This window comes from Agrobacterium sp. O3.4 (assembly GCF_041414895.1).
GTDB lineage: Bacteria > Pseudomonadota > Alphaproteobacteria > Rhizobiales > Rhizobiaceae > Agrobacterium > Agrobacterium cucumeris.
In genome coordinates this window covers 1,873,592-1,887,709 of the sequence record NZ_JALPZP010000001.1, presented here as the reverse complement: position 1 = coordinate 1,887,709, position 14,118 = coordinate 1,873,592, and the positions used below count along the sequence as shown (strand labels likewise).

At 60.7% G+C, this 14,118-nt stretch carries 16 protein-coding genes; 6 read left to right on the top strand and 10 right to left on the bottom strand.

Translation table 11 applies throughout. The features are described from left to right. The first annotated feature begins 133 nt into the window (after positions 1-133). Entirely contained in the window at positions 134-2,155 is a 2,022-nt protein-coding gene (locus tag M0412_RS09180; protein ID WP_269698568.1) for a methyl-accepting chemotaxis protein, read from the top strand. An 85-nt stretch (positions 2,156-2,240) separates the two neighbouring features. Here M0412_RS09180 and M0412_RS09175 read toward each other — a convergent pair whose 3' ends face one another. After that, positions 2,241-3,203, bottom strand: coding sequence for a nucleoside recognition domain-containing protein (locus M0412_RS09175; protein ID WP_269698567.1), 963 nt, complete (start codon positions 3,201-3,203; stop codon positions 2,241-2,243). Between the two features lie 119 nt (positions 3,204-3,322). Here M0412_RS09175 and M0412_RS09170 point away from each other — a divergent pair, with 119 nt between their 5' ends. From M0412_RS09170 to M0412_RS09160, 3 genes are read left to right on the top strand one after another with little or no spacing between them, the layout of a single operon-like run. Continuing rightward, on the top strand, positions 3,323-3,775 hold the full coding sequence (locus M0412_RS09170; protein ID WP_269698566.1) for an Lrp/AsnC family transcriptional regulator: 453 nt from the start codon (positions 3,323-3,325) through the stop codon (positions 3,773-3,775). A 27-nt stretch (positions 3,776-3,802) separates the two neighbouring features. After that, positions 3,803-4,186 carry an ACT domain-containing protein gene (locus M0412_RS09165; protein ID WP_269698565.1) on the top strand — a complete coding sequence of 128 codons (384 nt, stop codon included), beginning with the start codon at positions 3,803-3,805 and terminating at the stop codon, positions 4,184-4,186. Positions 4,187-4,226: 40 nt separating this feature from the next. Next, the gene (locus M0412_RS09160) at positions 4,227-4,589 is read left to right on the top strand and encodes a nuclear transport factor 2 family protein (protein WP_269698564.1); all 363 of its coding nucleotides are present in this window, start codon (positions 4,227-4,229) and stop codon (positions 4,587-4,589) included. Positions 4,590-4,702: 113 nt separating this feature from the next. Here the strand turns inward: M0412_RS09160 and M0412_RS09155 are convergent, their stop codons facing one another. Both M0412_RS09155 and M0412_RS09150 read right to left on the bottom strand, forming a co-directional pair. Next, on the bottom strand, positions 4,703-5,011 hold the full coding sequence (locus tag M0412_RS09155) for a putative quinol monooxygenase (RefSeq protein ID WP_269698563.1): 309 nt from the start codon (positions 5,009-5,011) through the stop codon (positions 4,703-4,705). Between the two features lie 5 nt (positions 5,012-5,016). Further along, complete coding sequence (locus M0412_RS09150) at positions 5,017-5,811, bottom strand: helix-turn-helix domain-containing protein (RefSeq protein WP_269698562.1); 795 nt, start codon at positions 5,809-5,811, stop codon at positions 5,017-5,019. A 107-nt stretch (positions 5,812-5,918) separates the two neighbouring features. Between M0412_RS09150 and M0412_RS09145 the strand changes: the two genes are divergently transcribed. Continuing rightward, positions 5,919-6,281, top strand: a complete 363-nt coding sequence (locus tag M0412_RS09145; protein ID WP_269698561.1) for a nuclear transport factor 2 family protein — start codon at positions 5,919-5,921, stop codon at positions 6,279-6,281. A gap of 42 nt (positions 6,282-6,323) precedes the next feature. Here M0412_RS09145 and dxs read toward each other — a convergent pair whose 3' ends face one another. The 7 genes from dxs to M0412_RS09110 all read right to left on the bottom strand — a co-directional run bounded on the left by dxs (position 6,324) and on the right by M0412_RS09110 (position 12,662). Beyond that, complete coding sequence (gene dxs, locus M0412_RS09140) at positions 6,324-8,243, bottom strand: 1-deoxy-D-xylulose-5-phosphate synthase (protein WP_080817504.1); 1,920 nt, start codon at positions 8,241-8,243, stop codon at positions 6,324-6,326. Between the two features lie 99 nt (positions 8,244-8,342). Continuing rightward, entirely contained in the window at positions 8,343-9,266 is a 924-nt protein-coding gene (locus M0412_RS09135) for a pirin family protein (protein ID WP_065115028.1), read from the bottom strand. Between the two features lie 299 nt (positions 9,267-9,565). Next, a complete protein-coding gene (locus M0412_RS09130) occupies positions 9,566-9,820 on the bottom strand; it encodes an exodeoxyribonuclease VII small subunit (RefSeq protein ID WP_003503059.1) in 255 nt (84 codons plus the stop codon). Positions 9,821-9,822: 2 nt separating this feature from the next. After that, entirely contained in the window at positions 9,823-10,758 is a 936-nt protein-coding gene (locus tag M0412_RS09125) for a histone deacetylase family protein (RefSeq protein ID WP_269698560.1), read from the bottom strand. A gap of 25 nt (positions 10,759-10,783) precedes the next feature. Next, positions 10,784-11,347, bottom strand: a complete 564-nt coding sequence (locus M0412_RS09120; protein ID WP_137452278.1) for a biotin transporter BioY — start codon at positions 11,345-11,347, stop codon at positions 10,784-10,786. Between the two features lie 5 nt (positions 11,348-11,352). Continuing rightward, on the bottom strand, positions 11,353-11,985 hold the full coding sequence (locus M0412_RS09115) for an energy-coupling factor transporter transmembrane protein EcfT (RefSeq protein ID WP_269698559.1): 633 nt from the start codon (positions 11,983-11,985) through the stop codon (positions 11,353-11,355). Then, a complete protein-coding gene (locus tag M0412_RS09110; RefSeq protein ID WP_269698558.1) occupies positions 11,982-12,662 on the bottom strand; it encodes an energy-coupling factor ABC transporter ATP-binding protein in 681 nt (226 codons plus the stop codon). Before M0412_RS09110 ends, M0412_RS09115 begins: the two co-directional genes overlap by 4 nt. A 113-nt stretch (positions 12,663-12,775) precedes the next feature. Between M0412_RS09110 and M0412_RS09105 the strand changes: the two genes are divergently transcribed. Beyond that, positions 12,776-13,972, top strand: coding sequence for a winged helix-turn-helix domain-containing protein (locus M0412_RS09105; RefSeq protein ID WP_269698557.1), 1,197 nt, complete (start codon positions 12,776-12,778; stop codon positions 13,970-13,972). Positions 13,973-14,118 lie beyond the last annotated feature (146 nt).

The window sequence follows — 14,118 nt, the reverse complement described above, 5'->3', positions numbered from 1 at the left end:
TATTGCACTTTGTGCCCAAGGCCCGTGCGGCCACCGGAACCTGCCATGACGGCATCTCCTCCTATCCACAAAATTGCGACCGTTGCAGCGCAGACGCTTGCTCCGAGGCATCGGGTCGCCGAGAGAGTTTGCGATGTCGCTGAAAAATCTCCCTATCAACCTGAAGCTCATAGCCACCTTCTGTGCCTTGATGAGCGTGTGCCTGCTCGCCTCCGCGGTCGTATTCTGGCAGACGCTGGGGAGCGAGCGTGTCACAATCGACAACAACCGGACCAAGGATATCATCCAGGCAGTGGACGGCGCGACGGCCGCCATGCTGGAGCAGGCCGTCAACCAGCGCGGCTTCCTGCTGTTTCGCAGCGACAGCACCTATAATGATGTTTTCGCCCAGCGCGACCTGATGCTGAAGAAGCTTGACGAAGCCCGCGCGCTTGCCGCCGGCCAGCGGGATATCCTCAACTCCATCGACGACATGCAGAAATCCGCCACCGTGTTCTTCAAGGAACTGGCGGAACCACAGATCGCTGCCCGCAAGACCACGGAAGCGCCGATTTCCGAAATCATCGAGATCGGCCGCAATCAGGCCAAGGGCCAGCTCGACGGCTTCCGCGCCGCCGCCGCCAAGATCAAGGAACAGCTGAACGGCCTGTCCACGGCCTATGCCGCTGAACAGCAGGCAGCGGCGCTGAACCTGAAATATGCGCTTCTGGGCGGCGGTGCCGTTGCCGGTCTTCTGGCCGTTGCCCTCATCTGGGCGCTGTCACGCTCGATCGTCACGCCGATCGTCGGCATGACGGCGGCAATGAGCCGGCTTGCCGATGGCAATCTGGACACGGAAGTTCCGGCCACGGATCGTGGAGACGAAGTCGGCAAGATGGCGAAGGCCGTTCTGGTCTTCAAGGAAGCCGGGCTGGAAAAATCCCGCCTCGCCGGTGAGACCGATCGCATGCGTTCCGCGACGGAGACTGAACGCCGCCGCAACGAGGAAGAACGGGCCAAGGACGAGGCCGCCAGCGCTTTTGCCAGCGCCGAGCTTGGCAAGGGTCTTGCCGCTCTTGCGGACGGCGATCTTTCCTATCGCATTGAAACGCCTTTTGCGCCCGCCATTGATCCGGTTCGCGTGAATTTCAACAGCGCCGTCGAAAAACTCCAGCAAGCCCTGCGCACGGTCGGCGAGAACGCTGCCGCGATCAATGCCGGCGCTTCGGAAATGCTGTCAGCCGCCGACGACCTGTCGCGCCGCACGGAACAGCAGGCGGCCTCCATCGAGGAAACCGCTGCCGCACTGGAAGAAGTCACCACCACGGTGCGTGACAGTGCCCGCGGCGCGGAAGATGCCGGCAATCTGGTCCAGCGTGCCCGTACCGGTGCGGAAAAATCAGGCACCGTGGTCCGCAAGGCGGTTGCCGCCATGCGCGAGATCGAAAAGTCCTCGGGTGAAATCGGCAACATCATCGGTGTCATCGACGATATCGCCTTCCAGACCAACCTGCTGGCGCTGAATGCCGGCGTGGAGGCCGCTCGCGCCGGTGATGCCGGCAAGGGATTTGCGGTCGTCGCGCAGGAAGTCCGCGAACTCGCCCAGCGTTCCGCCAATGCCGCCAAGGAAATCAAGACGCTGATCAGCGCTTCCAGCCGGCAGGTTGAAAACGGCGTGAGCCTCGTCGACGAGACCGGCAAGGCGTTGGAACTCATCGTTTCGGAAGTCGAAGAGATCAACGCCCATGTCAGTGCCATCGTCGTTGCGTCACGCGAACAGGCGACCGGCCTGCAGGAAATCAACACGGCTGTAAACACCATGGATCAGGGTACGCAGCAGAATGCCGCCATGGTGGAACAGCAGACCGCCGCCAGCCATTCGCTTGCCCGTGAGGCGGAAGCGCTGAACAGCCTGCTTGGCCAGTTCCGGGTGGGCGGCGCACGCGCTGCCGTTGCGAGTGCCGGTGGATATTCCGCACCGCGCCAGTCTTCGGCCAAGCCCGCCTTCCAGCCGGCACCTGCTGCACCGGTCCGCAAGGCTCCGGTAAAATCGGCCTCCGCAACGGCAAGACCGGTGGCTTCGCCGGCCCGGGCGCTTGGCCAGAGCCTCGCCCGCGCCTTCGGTGGTGCTGCGGAAGCACCGGCTGCGAAAGATCAGGACTGGACCGAGTTCTGAGTCGGATTTTCCGGATTGGATGCAAAAAAATCGGGGGCCGTGAGGCCCCCTTTTTGCATCAGCTTTTTCAGATGGGTAGCGCCGCTCACGTGCTCCGAAGCCGGAACATCCGCGCAAAAAACATTTCATCCGACAGGCGGTGAAGCAGTGCGGCAATGACGGCAGTTGCGGCAATGGCGAAAACTAGCCGTCCGACCAGAACGCCATAAACATCGGCCCCCAGCGACATTACCACAAGGGTGTCTTCGATCACGCTATGGGCAAAACCCATGAACACGCAGGACAGAAACACCTGACGTGGCGAGATCGCTCCCGATTGCGCCTCTCGGATCAGGAAACCCGCGCCGTAGGAAATTCCCAGAAACAAGCCGATGGCGGTGAGATGTTCGGCCTCGCCGCGAATGCCGGCAAGCCGCAAAAGGGGCGAAAGCGCCTTCATCATCAGTGCCAGAAGCCCGGTCAGCCTGAGGATTTCGAGGCCGAGGGACAGCACGAGAAGGATGACGAACATCCAGATCATGGTTTTACCGAGACCCAGGAGATAGTCCGCCCAATCCGGCGTGGCGCTCATGGTAATCCAGGCAGGGTTCACCGGCCCAGACAACCACCCCGTCACCTCCAGAACCTGATGCAGGAGAAGGGCATAAAGCAATCCGCCGCCGATGCGCAGCGCCGTTGTGACGAGCATGCCGGGTCCTGCCTTTTCAATGATCTTCTGCTCGATGGGCAGGCCGTGCGCGAAGAGGATAAGCGCCGAAAAGACCGTGATATCCGCGCCACTGAGCGAGGAGGCGGGAACGAGTGTGAAGATAAGCGGCACGGCGCCCCAGATGCCGACCAGCATCGCTGTCAGCCAGGCGAGACCAAGCTCCGGCGGCAGCCCGACGAGGTTCATGACAGGCGCGAAGGCCGGCGCCACCGCCTCGATCGCACCCATCCTCGACAACAGCTCGGTGAGGATGGCAATCGGAACGGTAATCCGCACCAGCACCCAGTAGATATCAAGCGTTTCCCGGGTTTTCTGCCAGATGGTGACGAAAATGGGCATGTGAGGCTCCTCGAAGGTTGTCCTCATCCTCTAGGCCGAACCCATTCGCATTTGTGGTCAAAGATTGCAACTTCATGCAATTTTATTGCAAATATGTTGGCGAAAGATATGCTGCTGGTATGGATCGGATCGACCGGAAACTTCTGAACCTCTTGCAGGGCGATGCGTCGCGCACCAATGTGGATATGGCCGATAAGGTGGGGCTGTCTCCTTCCAGCTGTCTGCGCCGCCTGCAACGGCTGCGCAAATCGGGGGTGATCGACCGTATCGTCGCGATCTTAAACCCCGCAAAGGCCGGGCGCGTGATCAAGGCGCTGGTGACGGTGGAGCTGAAACTGCACGGCGAGCAGCATATGCGCCGCTTTCTGGATATTGCCATTGCCGAAGAGGCCGTGTCGCATGCCTATGCCGTGACAGGTGCAAGCGATGTCGTGCTGATGCTGCGCCTGCGTGACATGGAGGAATTCGATGCCCTGTGCGACAGGCTGTTCCGGGACCAGCACAATGTTGCACGCTTCTTCACCATGGTCGTCATCAAGACGGCGAAAGAGGAAACTGCCATCAGGCTTTGAGCGATTTTCAGGAAAGGGAATGTCCATATGGCGCCGCGCGTTAAATTGCAGGTTTTGGATGGCTCATACGGGGTAGCGCGGCTTCAGGCGTCTGATCCCATTCCGGCGTGGGCCGACGGCGGCGGGTTTGTCAGCATCAGCCGAACCGATGACGAACTTTCCATCGTTTGCCAGGAAGATCGCATACCGCAGGATGTGCGGGTCGATGCGGGCTGGTCGTGTTTCAAGTTTCAGGGGCCATTTGCATTTGATGAGACGGGCATCGTCCTGTCGGTCATCGCGCCTTTGTCGACCAACGGGATTGGAATATTTGTGGTTTCGACCTTTGATGGAGACCACCTGCTGGTGAAATCGCACGCTCTCGAAAAAACACGCGATCTGCTGGCGGATGCAGGACATTCGCTCATTTAAAAACCCATGTCGTCACAATGATTTTCTGAAGAGGTACGTTTTGAAGAGTGAAATTGAACTGCCGGTGCAAAAGCAGCTCGAGGCCTATAACGCCCGCGACATCGATGCATTCATGGGCTGGTGGGCGGATGATTGTCAGTATTACGCCTTTCCGGCGACGTTTCTGGCAGGAAGTGCTGCAGAGATCAGGGCGCGCCACATCGAGCGCTTCAAGGAGCCTGATCTGCATGGAAAACTGCTGACACGCATTACTGTCGGGAATGTCGTCATCGACCACGAAACGGTTACGCGGAACTTCCCCGAAGGCAGGGGAGAGATCGACGTTGTCTGCATCTATGAAGTTGAAAACGGAAAGATTGCCAAGGCGTGGTTCAAATTGAGCGAACCGCGGATATTGTCTTGAAAACTCAGGCGTTCCGGAAATAAACGCTCGCTGCGATGGATTGGGACCATAAGGAGGTCTGAACCGGACTTCTGACCCCGCGCCGTCTGTGCGGGGCCTGTCTGTTCCCCTCCTTATGCAGCGTGATCGGCCCGCATGGGATGCCAGACGGAGATATCCCGTGGGGCTTCCAGAAGCTCGGGCAGGGCATCGTGCCATGCCTGACGATAGGGGCGATGAATCTGGACATCGAGCACGTCCTGATGGTCGCTCCAGGTCTCATGCAGCAGGAAGCGGTTCTCGTTTTCACCGTCTCGATGCAGGGTGGCGTTCACGAAGGTCTTTTCGTGCCGCATGGCGTCGAGAAGCGCATTCAGCAATTCAAGAAAGCGCTCGCGCTGGCCATCGCGGACCTGGAAGCCGATGAGATAGGTGGTGTGCACGGGTCTTACTCCTTTGTGTCTGGCATCAGGGCGGCGCGGGTTGCCGCATCGGCGGGGTAGAAACATTCCAGCACCAGTTCGGACAGCGTGACATCGGTTGCGGTTCCGAAAACCGTGGTGGTGGAGATGAAGCTCAAAACGGCGCCCGAGGCCGGATCGCGCAGTTGCAGCGGTATGGCCAGCGGATCGGCCCCGGTGGCATGGGGTGAGGCCTTCGGCGCGGGATAGGCCGAAAGCTCCGCATGCAAGTGGCAAAGCATCTCGTCTCCCGTTTCCTCGACCTGACGGCGCAGGCGCTCCAGCAGGTGATGCCGCCATTCGGCAAGATTGACGATGCGCGAACTCAAGCCCCCCGGATGCAGGCTGAGCCTCAGGGCGTTGAGCGGCGGGCGAAGCAGCTCTTCGGAAACACCGGCCAGAAGCGACGTGATTGCCTCATTGGCGAGAACGACGTTCCAATGCCGGTCGACGGCAAGGGCGGGGAAGGGCATGTGGCCCTGGACCACGGTTTCGACGGCCTGCCGGGCCGCCGTCATGTCGGGCGCATCCAGCGAGCGTTCGGAATGAACAGGCGCATAACCCGCCGCCAGCATCAGCCGGTTGGCGGCGCGGGCGGGCATGGAAAGCTGCTCCGCCAGTTTCGCGAGCATCTCGCGGCTGGGGGATGATCGCCCGCTTTCCACAAAGCTCAGATGGCGCGCGGATATGTCCGCCTCTATCGCCAGATCGAGCTGGCTCAACCTGCGGCGGGCACGCCATTCCTTCAGCACCTGGCCGACATGTTCTTGATGATGTGTCATGCCCCGCAGCCTAGCAGAACATATCGGCAATGCGATTACCTCCGAGGTAATTGTTCTGCTTCCCGACCGCCGGCATGTTTGGGCCGTCAACCAGAAGGAGCGCAATCATGACGCAACATCTCACAATCGCCCAGACCTATCTCGCAGCGTGGAACGAAGAGGACAATGAACGCCGCAGGCATCTCGTCGGGCAGGCATGGGCAGAAAATACGCGCTACGTCGATCCGCTGATGCAGGGCGAAGGCCAGCAGGGGATTGCCGCGATGATCGACGCGGCGCGGCAGAAATTTCCGGGATATCGCTTCGTTCTTGCCGGCACTCCGGATGGTCACGGCAACTTCACCCGTTTCTCATGGCGTCTCATTTCGCCTGATGGGGACGATGTCGCTGGCGGAACCGATGTCGTCAGCCTGAATACCGAGGGACGGATCGAAAATGTCGTCGGTTTTCTCGATGGCACGGCATCCTGAAAAAGAGGCGGGATGGTCCCGCCTCCTGTCCCGGCAATCTTGTCAGCCGGCGAAACCGACGCCGGCCTGACGCTGGCCGAGCGCATTAAACACGGTGGAAACGATGCCGGCCCGGTCAAGGCCGGCATTGGCATACATGGTTTCGGGCTTGGCCTGCTCCACCCACTGGTCGGGCAGGGTCAGCGTCCGGACTTTCGGGCCATGGTCGAGCAGGCCGGCGCTGGCCATGAAATGCAGCACATGCGCGCCGAAACCGCCGACAGAGCCTTCTTCGATGGTCACCAGCACCTCATGATGGCTGGCCAGCTGGCGGATAAGGTCGAGATCGAGCGGCTTGGCAAAGCGCGCATCGGCAACCGTGGTGGAAAGGCCGGCCGCTTCAAGGTCTTCGGCCGCCGCCAGGCATTCCGCCAGCCGCGTGCCGAAGGAGAGCAGCGCAACCTTGGTGCCTTCCTTGATGATACGACCCTTGCCTATCTGGAGAATCTCACCACGCGCGGGCATCTCGACGCCCACGCCTTCACCGCGCGGGTAGCGGAAGGAAATCGGGCCTTCATCATAGGCTGCCGCCGTGCGCACCATATGTTTCAGCTCCGCCTCATCCGAGGCCGCCATCACCACCATGCCGGGCAGGGTGGCGAGGAAAGTCGTGTCGAACGAACCGGCATGGGTCGGCCCGTCAGCACCGACAAAACCGGCGCGGTCGATGGGGAAACGCACGGGCAGGCTCTGGATGGCCACATCATGCACTAGTTGGTCGTAACCGCGTTGCAGGAAGGTGGAATAAAGCGCGCAGAACGGCTTGTAACCATCAGCCGCAAGCCCCGCCGCAAAGGTGACGGCATGCTGCTCGGCAATGCCGACATCGAAGGTGCGGGACGGGAAAAGCTCGGCCATCTTGTCGAGGCCCGTGCCGTTCGGCATGGCGGCCGTCACACCGATGATCTTTTCGTCGAGCGTCGCTTCCTGGATCAGGGCTTCGGCAAAGACGCTGGTATAGCTCGGCGCATTCGGCTTGGCTTTCGCCTGCGCGCCGGTGATGACGTCGAACTTGTTGACGCCGTGATATTTGTCGGCTGCGGCTTCCGCCGGCGCATAACCCTTGCCCTTCTGCGTCACCACATGGATGAGAACAGGGCCTTTCTGGTTGTCGCGCACATTGCGCAGCACCGGCAACAGATGATCGAAGGAATGGCCGTCGATCGGGCCGATATGATAAAAGCCAAGCTCCTCGAACAGCGTGCCGCCGGTCACATAACCGCGCGCATGGGTCACGGCGCGGGTAATGGCGCGGTCGATGGTCTTGCCGAGATAGGCCGTCAGTTTCTTGCCGAAATCGCGGAAGCCCATATAGGTGCGGCCGGAGGCGAGGCGTGCCAGATAAGCGCTCATCGCGCCCGTCGGCGGCGCAATCGACATATCGTTGTCGTTGAGGATGACGATCAGCCGCGCATCGAGCGCGCCGGCATTGTTCAGTGCCTCAAACGCCATGCCCGCCGACATCGAGCCGTCGCCGATGATGGCTACGACCTTGCGGTCGCTGCCATCAAGACCCGCCGCCACCGCCATGCCGAGACCGGCGGAAATGGAGGTGGAGGAATGGCCGGCGCCGAAATCATCATATTCGCTTTCGGCCCGCCGGGTGAAACCGGAAAGCCCATCTTCCTGCCGCAGCGTGCGGATGCGATCCCGTCGGCCGGTCAGGATCTTGTGCGGATAACATTGATGGCCAACATCGAAGATCAGCCGGTCTTCGGGCGTGTTGAACACCTTATGGATGGCAATCGTCAGTTCCACCACGCCAAGGCCGGCACCCAGATGGCCACCGGTCTTCGACACGGCATCAATCATCTCGTCGCGCAGTTCCCTTGCCAGTTCCGGCAGGTCGCGATCGTCGATCTCCTTGAGATCGGAGGGAAAATTCACCCGGTCGAGCAATGGTGTCTGTGGCATTCCGGTCAATCGTTCGGCCTTTTCTTGTCGTCAGCAGGGCGTGCCAGAGCGTCTTTCATGTCGAAAGCCGACGGTGCAGCCCTGCATGTCGTACACTTCTATAGAATTTCAACCTTCCGGCAAAGGGACAAACTCTTCTTCGTCGCCGGGAACGATGTCGAAGCGTCCGGTTCTCCACTCCTGTTTGGCCTGCTCTATGCGTTCTTTTGATGACGAAACGAAGTTCCACCAGATGTAACGGCGCTCATTCAGCGCCGCCCCGCCAAAGATCATGATGTGACAGCCATTGCTGCCGGCCTGCAGCGTGATGTCGTCGCCGGGCCGGAAGACGAGCAGTTGATCGGCGGCGAAAATATCACCGGCAACATCCAGCGAACCGGACAGAATATAGATCGCCCGCTCCTCATGATCGGCGGAGAAGGGGAATTTTACCCCCGGCTCCAGCGACAGGTCGACATAAAGCGTATCTGTAAAGGACGAAACCGGGGAGGTGAGGCCTTCGAATTCGCCGATTACCACCCGGCCGGTCGCGCCCTTGAGGTCGATCAGCGGCATGTCTTCCTTCGCCGTGTGGGCAAAAGCGGGGGCGATTTCTTCCATATGGTCTGGCAGGGCAAGCCAGGTCTGCAGTCCGGACATGGAAAGCGGATGGCCGCGGAGATTTTCCGGCGTGCGTTCCGAATGCACGATGCCACGCCCGGCCGTCATCAGGTTGATGTCGCCGGGGCGGATGACAAGCTCGGTGCCGAGACTGTCCCGGTGCTTGATTTCGCCGTCGAACAGATAGGTAACAGTCGAAAGCCCGATATGCGGATGCGGCTTGACGTCGAGCGCCTCACCCGCCTTCAGGATCGCCGGGCCCATGCGATCGAAAAAGATGAACGGCCCCACAAGCCGCCGCTGCCGGGTCGGCAGGGCGCGGCGCACGGCAAAGCCGCCAATATCACTGGTTCGGGGAATGATCAGGTTTTCGATGGCATCGCAGGCAAAAGCATCACCCGCGACGGGATCGTTGCCGGGAAAGAAGGACATCGCAAGCTCCTCGTATGGTCTGGCGGGAGTTTAGCATAACCGAGGGGGAGGGGAGCATCGCGATATCGAACGCAGCGTCAACGATCCTTGTTAACACGACATTGTGAGAACACCTTACGGCCGGGGAAAGTTTTCAAACCTCTCCTCCGTCATCCTCGGGCTTGGCCCGAGGATCTAAACACGTCAAGAAAATCAATGCATTGCCGATCCTCGGGACCAGCCCGAGGATGACGTCGAGTGTTTGAATCGGGAGGTGGCTACCTTATCGAATCACGTCCAAACGCTCCCGCTAAACGCAGTCATTCCCCGTCGAGCGGTTCCACACCCTGCGGCTTGCCCGCACGATCGAGGCGGATTTTCTCGATTCGCTTTTCGGCAGCGTTCAACAGCGTCTCGCAATGTTTCTTCAGGGCTTCGCCGCGCTCATAGATGGCGATTGATTCGTCCAGCGCCACGTCTCCGCGTTCCAGGCGTGCGACAATGCTTTCCAGCTCGGCGACGGCCTTTTCGAAGGAATAACCGCTGACATCGGCTGTGTTGGCATTTTCCGTCATATTCAACCCTTCATCATTCTCAAAATATGCATGGCTGCCGATTCCGCCAGCCCTTCCAGATCATAACCACCTTCAAGCAGGCTGACGACCCGGTTCGATGCGTATTTGTCGGCCATTTCCAGAAGCCGGCCCGTGGCCCAGTCGAAATCCTCTCCCACCAGATTGATCTGTGCCAGCGGATCGCGGTGATGCGCGTCAAAACCGGCGGAGATGAGGATGAGATCAGGCGAAAAATCGGCAATCGCCGGCAGTACGCGGGATTTGAAGGCCTCACGAAAATGGTCGCTGCCGGTGTTGGGCGAAAGCGGGGCGTTGACGATATTGTTCTTCGCGCCGGTTTCGTTTTTATCGCCGCTCCACGGGTAAAGCGGCATCTGGTGGGTGGAACAGAACAGCACTGATGTGTCGTCCCAGAAAATATCCTGCGTGCCGTTGCCGTGATGCACGTCCCAGTCGATGATGGCGACGCGCTCTGCCCCATGTTTTTTCTGGGCATGGCGGGCGGCAATCGCCACATTGTTGAAAAGACAGAAGCCCATGGCCTTGGCGGTTTCCGCATGGTGGCCGGGCGGACGGGCGGCGACGAAGACATTATCGGCAGCGCCGGTAAACACGTCATCCACCGCAGCCATTGCTGCACCGATGCCGGTCAGCGCCGCCTGCAGGCTTTTCGGCGAGGCATAGGTATCCGCCTCGATGCGGTTGATCTCGCCATCCTCTTGCGGGATCTGCCGCATGACAGAAAGCAGATGCTCTTCCGGATGCGCCAGCAGCACCGCATCCTCATTGGCCTGCGGCGCTTCCTTCCGTTCCAGCCGCTCGAAATTCGGATGTTCGAGTGCGATGTTCAGCGACCGCAGGCGGTCCGGCCGCTCGGGGTGGCCGGGAGGCGTGATATGCTCCAGGAAGATCGGGTGTTCGTATAAACGCGTCGCCATGCTTTTCCTCCCGAAGAAAGTCTGTTCAGGCGCGCTGCGGCAGAAGCGGATAACCGGCCATCACGGCACGGCCGGCCAGCGCGGCAAGCACGGCCTTCAGCGCATCGCCGGGAATGAAGGCGAGCGAACCCATGAAGGCCTTTTCGAAACCAAGCCCGACGACCAGCGCCAGATAGGTGATGCCGAAGGCATAAAGCACCACCACGCCGCCGATGAGGCTGGCGACGAAGAAACCAATACCCTGCGCCAGAGCGGACTGGCTGCGATTGACGAGTTTTTCCGAGAGCGTGCCGGTGACGAAGACAGCCGCGATCCAGCCGATCAGGAAGCCCGTCGTCGGCGTGGTGAAAATCGAAAGACCGCCGCGTCCGCCCGACAGGACCGGCAGGCCGATGGCGGCAATCAGGATCGTCAGCAGTACCGCGAGCGTGCCGCGCTTCGCACCCAGCACGACGCCGGCCAGCATGACGCCGAGCGACTGCGCGGTGATCGGCACGGGAACGAAACCGAGCGTGATCGGCGGCAGAAGCCCGAGTGCGATGATGATGGCGGAAAACAGCGAAATCAGCACAAGGTCGCGGGTCGTCATGGCGCTCAAAACTCCGGATGGTTATCTGGCGCCAAGCTTTGGCCTCTGAAACCGCGCGCGTCAATGGCGTCGGCAATGGCATCGGCATCCTTCAACGTCATAATGACGAGTGGCACGATGATGGTCGCCATCCGCACGGGCAGGCCACGCGCCCGGTGTGCGTCACGCACCGCATGATACCGGTTGACGATCTCGGGCACGAACCGCACGACGAGCCCGACCGCAAGCCCGATATCGGCAGCCTTGACCAGCCCCAGCCTTTCGAGAGGGGCGGCGGCAAGCGTGATCTCATCCATGAACTGCGAGATGCTGACGGTGATGGTGACGGCGGTGGCAAGCAGCGCCAGCGCCGTCAGCCGCAAAAGATTGACTGTCGCATCATGGGCCGGGAGCAAAAGATAGCTGAAGGCCGCGACGAGGAAGATGGTCAGCATCACCGGCCGTAGCCGCAGGCCGATATCCTGGAAGGGTAGCCGCGTCTCGCGCAGGATGGCGGCGGCGAGAACCATGGCGCATCCCAGCAGCAACAGATCGCGGGTAAGGAACAGCGCGATGCTGAAGCCCATCAGCGTCAGGAGCTTGAGGCGCGGCGAGACGCGGTAGAGCCCGCCCGTGCCTTCAACGTGCAGCGATTTCATCGCGCCACCGCCGCGAGATATTGCGCCACCGCCTCTTCAGGCGCGGCGTCCGCAATCAGCGCGCCGCCGTGGAAAACCAGCACACGGTCGAAGCCTTCAAGCAGCGGCAGATCATGGGTAATGACGATGAGCGATTGCGACAGCGTCGCCATGGTCTTTTCCACGACAGCCCGGTTTTTGAGATCAAGCTGGTTGGTCGGCTCGTCGAGAATAAGGATGTGCGGTTCGGTAACCAGAAGCGCCGCCAGCGCCGCAAGCTGCAGCTCCCCGCCGGAAAGCTCGTGCGCGCGCCGTTCTTCAAGATGTGAAATGCCAAGCCGGGCAAGAACGGCCTTCATCCGGGTTTCGGTTTCCGCCTTGCCGAGACCGAGCCGTTTCAGCCCGAAGGCGACATCGTCGCGCACGATCGGCAGGATGATCTGGTTCTGCGGATTCTGGAAGATGAAGCCGACCGTCTGCAAGACCGCCTTGGCGTCCGTCACGGTGTCGAGACCGTTCACCGCAACCTTGCCCTCGCTCGGCTTGTTCAGCCCGTTGATCAGCCGGGCAAAGGTGGTCTTGCCGGAACCATTAAGGCCGATCACGCCGATACGCCGTTCCGTCAATGTCAGAGACAGCGGCTGCAGGGCCTGCCGGCCCTCGAAAGCGACACCGGCGGCGTCGAAACGGATTTCCAAGCTTACATCCTCGCGCTCGTTTTCCGGTTCTATACCCCGTCATCAACAGAAGTGAAACAAGGAACAAAAAAAGAACATTGCAATCCTGAAAAAGCCGTCATACCTTCTTCTCCATGGTGATCAAGGTTTCAAACGAAGCGGCAAGACGAATTTTTCTGGCGCGGCAGGGGCTTTCCTCGCCGCCCGGCAAGGCGCTTTCCAAGAGCGACCTGCTGCAGCTGATAACCGATATCGGTTTTGTGCAGGTGGACAGCATCGGCACGGTGGAGCGCGCCCACCATCAGATTATTTTCTCCCGCAACCAGACCTACAGGCGGGACCATCTGACCACGCTTTTGGAAAAGGACCGCGCGCTGTTCGAGCACTGGACACATGACGCTTCCATCGTGCCGACGGAATTTTATCCCTATTGGAAGCACCGCTTCCGCCGCCGCGAGCCGATCATTCAGGAGCGCTGGCGCAAATGGCACGGCGAGGGTTTCGACGCCGCTTTCGGTGAAACGCTGGAGCGCATTGCGGCAACCGGGCCGGTTCTGGCGCGGGAGCTGAAGGAAGAGGGGCACCAGTCCGGCGGCTGGTGGAACTGGCATCCGTCCAAGACCGCGCTCGAATATCTCTGGCACACCGGCAAGTTGGCGATTGCCGGCCGGGTGAATTTCCAGAAGGTCTATGACCTCGCCGAGCGGGTCATTCCCGGTGAGCATCACGAAACCGAGGTGGAACATGCGGAATTTGTCGACTGGGCCTGCCGGCAGGCGCTGAAACGGCTGGGTTTCGCCACCCACGGCGAAATCGCCGCCTTTTTCGATCTCGTTACCCCGCAGGAGGCGAGGGACTGGGTCAAAAGCCATCGCGATGAACTCTGTGAGGTTTCGCTTCTTGCAAGCGATGGCGACAGTGCCCGCCCGTCCTATGCCTTTGCCGCTTTCACCACCGACCTGACCGACGTGCCGGAACCCTCATCCCGCGTCCGCGTCCTCAGCCCCTTCGATCCGCTGCTGCGTGACCGCAACCGCACGGAACGTCTGTTCGGTTTTTATTACCGCATCGAGGTCTTCGTGCCGGAGCCGAAAAGACAATATGGCTATTATGTCTTCCCGCTTCTGGAGGGCGACCGCGTGATCGGTCGCATCGACATGAAGGCGGATCGCAAGCGCGGTACGCTGGATGTTCGGCGCCTGTGGCTGGAACCGGGCGTGCGTGCCTCGGCGGGCCGGCTGGAGAAGCTCGACGCGGAGCTGGCGCGGCTCGCGAAATTTACGGGGGTGGAGAGCGTGAATTATCTGGAGGGCTGGCGGGAGGAAAGCTGAAGTTTTTCGCTCTGGACACTGTGAGAGTGACATCCCACCACGCGACGCCATCTTCGCAGCTGAGGTAGCCCGGCGTCGCCGCGTGTTTCTTCTCCCCGCCGGGGAGAAGGTGGCCCGAAGGGTCGGATGAGGGGGCAAGCTCTCCG

What these genes read in the sequence shown, in the direction of transcription:
- M0412_RS09180 (WP_269698568.1), top strand. Translation starts at nt 134, where the DNA reads ATGTCGCTGAAAAATCTCCCTATCAACCTGAAGCTCATAGCCACCTTC.
- M0412_RS09175 (WP_269698567.1), bottom strand. Translation starts at nt 3,203, where the DNA reads ATGCCCATTTTCGTCACCATCTGGCAGAAAACCCGGGAAACGCTTGAT.
- M0412_RS09170 (WP_269698566.1), top strand. Translation starts at nt 3,323, where the DNA reads ATGGATCGGATCGACCGGAAACTTCTGAACCTCTTGCAGGGCGATGCG.
- M0412_RS09165 (WP_269698565.1), top strand. Translation starts at nt 3,803, where the DNA reads ATGGCGCCGCGCGTTAAATTGCAGGTTTTGGATGGCTCATACGGGGTA.
- M0412_RS09150 (WP_269698562.1), bottom strand. Translation starts at nt 5,811, where the DNA reads ATGACACATCATCAAGAACATGTCGGCCAGGTGCTGAAGGAATGGCGT.
- M0412_RS09145 (WP_269698561.1), top strand. Translation starts at nt 5,919, where the DNA reads ATGACGCAACATCTCACAATCGCCCAGACCTATCTCGCAGCGTGGAAC.
- M0412_RS09135 (WP_065115028.1), bottom strand. Translation starts at nt 9,266, where the DNA reads ATGTCCTTCTTTCCCGGCAACGATCCCGTCGCGGGTGATGCTTTTGCC.
- M0412_RS09130 (WP_003503059.1), bottom strand. Translation starts at nt 9,820, where the DNA reads ATGACGGAAAATGCCAACACAGCCGATGTCAGCGGTTATTCCTTCGAA.
- M0412_RS09125 (WP_269698560.1), bottom strand. Translation starts at nt 10,758, where the DNA reads ATGGCGACGCGTTTATACGAACACCCGATCTTCCTGGAGCATATCACG.
- M0412_RS09120 (WP_137452278.1), bottom strand. Translation starts at nt 11,347, where the DNA reads ATGACGACCCGCGACCTTGTGCTGATTTCGCTGTTTTCCGCCATCATC.
- M0412_RS09115 (WP_269698559.1), bottom strand. Translation starts at nt 11,985, where the DNA reads ATGAAATCGCTGCACGTTGAAGGCACGGGCGGGCTCTACCGCGTCTCG.
- M0412_RS09105 (WP_269698557.1), top strand. Translation starts at nt 12,776, where the DNA reads ATGGTGATCAAGGTTTCAAACGAAGCGGCAAGACGAATTTTTCTGGCG.